The organism is Aestuariivirga sp. (genome assembly GCF_041738905.1).
Taxonomy (GTDB): domain Bacteria; phylum Pseudomonadota; class Alphaproteobacteria; order Rhizobiales; family Aestuariivirgaceae; genus Aestuariivirga.
In genome coordinates this window covers 1-3,870 of record NZ_JBGSOZ010000180.1, presented here as the reverse complement: position 1 = coordinate 3,870, position 3,870 = coordinate 1, and the positions used below count along the sequence as shown (strand labels likewise).

General features: G+C 62.0%; 1 protein-coding gene and 1 pseudogene. One reads left to right on the top strand and one right to left on the bottom strand.

Annotated features, from left to right (window positions below; all coding sequences use genetic code 11):
• Positions 1–3,144 (bottom strand): annotated as a pseudogene (locus ACEW8Q_RS16900) (hypothetical protein); the annotation flags it as partial.
• 118 nt (positions 3,145–3,262) lie between these two features.
• Between ACEW8Q_RS16900 and ACEW8Q_RS16895 the strand changes: the two are divergent.
• Complete coding sequence (locus ACEW8Q_RS16895; protein ID WP_373505225.1) at positions 3,263–3,535, top strand: hypothetical protein; 273 nt, start codon at positions 3,263–3,265, stop codon at positions 3,533–3,535.
• Positions 3,536–3,870 lie beyond the last annotated feature (335 nt).

Below are 3,870 nucleotides of genomic sequence, written 5' to 3'. Positions count from 1 at the left end.
ATCATTGCCCAGCCCGCCATGCAGAAGGTCGCCGCCGTCCCCGCCTTCCAGCACATCGTTGCCCGCACCGCCATAAAGCTCGTCGCGTCCGCCGCGTCCCACCAGCAAGTCGTCGCCGCCGCGTCCCGCGAAGCGGTCACCCGACTTGTCGCGGCCATAGAACTCGTCGCGCGTCTCGTTGTCGCCAATCAGTTCCTCAACGTTGCTGATCGTACCGGTCACGTCATCCGTTGCGAAACCGTTGGAGAAGCGGAGGTTCTGGAAGGTTCCTGCATCGAGATCGACCGTGTTCCGCACCACACTCGTGAACAGGAGATCGAAGGACACGGCATCAAAGCCCTGTCCGCCGTCGATCGTGCCGTCCATCCGCCTGATGGTGATGAAATCGTCACCGGTGCCGCCGTCCACCACATGCTGGACTCCCGAAGCATAGACGAACAATTCGTCGTTGCCTTCGCCGCCGTACAGCGCGCCATCGGTGTTGAGCCTCAGATAGTCGTCACCGCCCTGGCCGAGCAGAACGCCGCGCGCCGATCCATCAACCGGCTGCGCGCGCACCAGGCTGTCATTGCCGTCGCCGCCCAAAATCTTGAGTTCGCCGCCGCCTTCCAGCCACACCTCGTCGTCGAACGCGCCCAGATAGACCCGCTCGAAGTTCTTGAGATTTCCGCCGACGCCGATGCTGACCACCTCGCCGGTGCTGTTGGGGTCGCTGCCAAGACCGCCGCTGTATTCCGCCTTGTATCCGCCGAAACTGCTCCCCAGTGCGCCGCTCAGCCGGATCGACCAGCGGGCATCCGTGATGAGCCGCGTGTCCAGCGTGTCCAATCCATCGCCGCCGTCGAAGCTGGTGCCATGGAAGTACTGCTGGCCCACTGTCACATAGACGATGTCGTTGCCATCACCGCCATAGGTCCACCGCGATCCGTTGGAATAGAGAATGTCGTTGCCGCCCGCGCCATCGATCTCGATGGGCGTCTCGGTCGATCCCGAAAAGCCGTGGAGTTCGTCCGCCTGCTCGGAGCCGACAAAACGCTCGATATTGACGGCGCGGTCGGTCGCGACAACCGTTTGTCCCGTGGCATCGAGCCGCTCGATCCTGCCCGTCTCGGCGAATATCCTGAGCCGGTTCTCCGAGACCGGCGCCTGGAAATCGACGCCCGACTGGGTGAGGATGTTGAAGCCCTCGATATTCTTGGAATAGGCCAGGATGTCGTAGCCGTCGCCGCCGTCATAGCGGTCGCTGTGCGTGTCGCCGCGCTTGGCACCGCCCATCAGGTAATCGAAGTCACCGCCGCCGAACACCCGGTCGGCACCCCGGCCGCCGACGAGGATGTCCTGGCCGTCATTGCCGTAAATCCTGTCGTCGCCGGTCCGGCCGTCGATCCAGTCGCGGCCGCTGTGGGCCGAGATGGTATTGGCCTTGGCGTCTCCGAAAAGCTCGGTGTTGCGGTTGTCCTGGACCGTGATGTTCTCGATGCCCCTCAGCGTATCCGCTGCATTGCCATCCCAGGTCTGGCCGGTAACGAGATCGACCTTGGTCGTGGGGTTCCCCGAAGTTGCGTTCTCGGGGAAGAGCCAGGTGTCGATGCCTGTGCCGCCATTGACCTGATCGGCCCCGAGGCCGGAGACGATGGTATCGTCGCCATCGCCGCCATTGAGCACGTCGGCGGCATTGCCGCCGGTGATCCGGTCATCGCCGCCGCGCCCGTTGATGGTCACGGGATTGACGTTGCCATACAGGAAATCGGCCTCGTTGGTGCCGTTGAGCACCGGCCCGGTGGCCGTGAACACGTTATTGATGAGTTGCGACAGCGAGAAGATCGCGTCGTTGAACACGAAGCGTTCCACGTCGTAGATGGTCTCGAGACCCGTGGACTTCTGCCCATAGGCCGCGTTGTGCTGGAACACGATTGGCCCGCCATCGCCAGCCTGGCTGAAGCTGTAGACCGAGAAATTGCCGCGGAACACCACGCGGTCTTCACCGCCGCCGCCGTAGAGGATGTCGCTGCCGGCGTTGGCCATCAGCACGTCGTCGCCACTCAGGCCGTACACGACGTCGTCGCCGCCACGGGCATTGAGCACGTCATCGACGCCCTCCCGGCCGGTCATGGTCTCATTGCCGATGCTGCCCACTCGCATGTTGCCGTCGCCATCGAGGCCCAGCGCGTCTAGGAAATCGGCCCGGATGTCATCGATGAAGCCGGCAATGTCGGTGTTCAGGCCATTGGCGCCAAGGAAGCCGTCGACCTCGGAGAAGATGCCGTCCAGCGCATCGAAGATGCCGTCCAGCGCGGCCGGATCGGGCAGGAAGCCGGCGATCTTGTCCGCGATGTCGTCGAAGATCTTCGTGATGCCGAGATTGTCGAGCAGCCAATCCACCACGGGACCGACAGTGATATTGTAGATGAAGCCCACCGCATTCAGCAGCGGCTCGATCGGCTTGATCGCCGAATAGACGGCATCGAGCGGCCCCTTGAGGAAGGCCAGCGCGTTGGTTATCCCTTCGAACTGGCGCGCCACGGCGCTCATGGCGTTCAGCGTGAAGGTGTTGAACTTCGCCTTGAAGGCATCGACCTCGATCTCGATCGAATCATAGGCGCCATTGATGGCATTGAGGGCGGTATTGATAGGAGCCGCTGCGTCGTCGATGGCGCCGGACAGGCCGTTGAGCGGTTGGCCGACCGTGTCGAGCGTGAACGCGACGGTGTCGACATTGTCCTGGTAGTCGGTGAGTTCGGTTTCCATGCCGGCCAGGTCGTTCTGGAAGTCCGCCAGCTTGTCCTCGGTCTCCTCGAGTTTCTGGTAGAAGCCCGAGTTCACGATCTTCTGGTCGACGCGGTGCGCCTCGTCGCGGATCGACTCGGCCACGGACTCCAGCTTGACGAGCACCTTGTTGACCGCAATGGCAAAGACCTTGAGGGGCCCCACCTTCTCGGCGATCTTGAGTGCGGCCTGCATGCCATCGATGGTGCGGATGAAGCTCTTGGCGTCGTCCTCGATCTTCCCCGCATATTCCAGCGTCTGCCGGATGTCCGCGACATTGTCCTCGAGATTGCGGACTTCCAGCCGCAAGTCCTTCACGTTCTTTCGCGTATCGTTGAGATTGCCGGACAATGCGTTGAGTTCAGCACCCGCTGCCATCGTGCAACTCCCTTGCTATACGGCCCAGTCATCAATTCTGGTGCCTGTTGCCGTCCCCTGCACGCCGCACCGCACGATGCGAAACCCAATGGGCCGTGGCTCAGGCGACATTTACCGGATGACCGGCGTTGCTCAACTGAGACTTGCAGGAATTGGCGATTGTGGCAAGTTCGGATTTCGGCAAAGGGCGTCGCCGATCCGCCAATGCGCCGATGCCGACACATCGCCGGACGATGCGGTTGACTTCGCCTCAAAGTTCGGGCGGCAGCCACAATTCAGCTTCGGTTTTTGGATCAGCCTGACCGGTGACGTGCAGCCGGGAACACTCCGTCGGACGGACACTACCCTGGCGGATGGCTGCCGCACACCGTTTGCAGGTCAGATTGGCTGACGGGATAACTCGGATGCTCCATCGCCACCCGCAAGCTGGCCCAGTCCGCGCGATCGAAGTTCTTCCGCAGCCGCTGAAGCCATTTCCCTTGCTTGACCCGAAATCTCTGATGACTTGTCAATGATTCGGCCGCTGGCATTTCCGAAAGTCTGTTGCTCGATCTTCGTGACGGGCAGAGATGCCGCAATGCCAGTTGACCTGCACCCCGTTTTTCGGGCCATCGGAAGCTGGAAAATTCCAGTTATGATGGCAGGGCCGGAACGGGAGGATGACGATGAAGATGTCGAAGTTCAGCGAGGCGCAGGTCGCCTACATTCTGCGACAGGCGGAGGAAG

What these genes read in the sequence shown, in the direction of transcription:
- ACEW8Q_RS16895 (WP_373505225.1), top strand. Translation starts at nt 3,263, where the DNA reads ATGACCGGCGTTGCTCAACTGAGACTTGCAGGAATTGGCGATTGTGGC.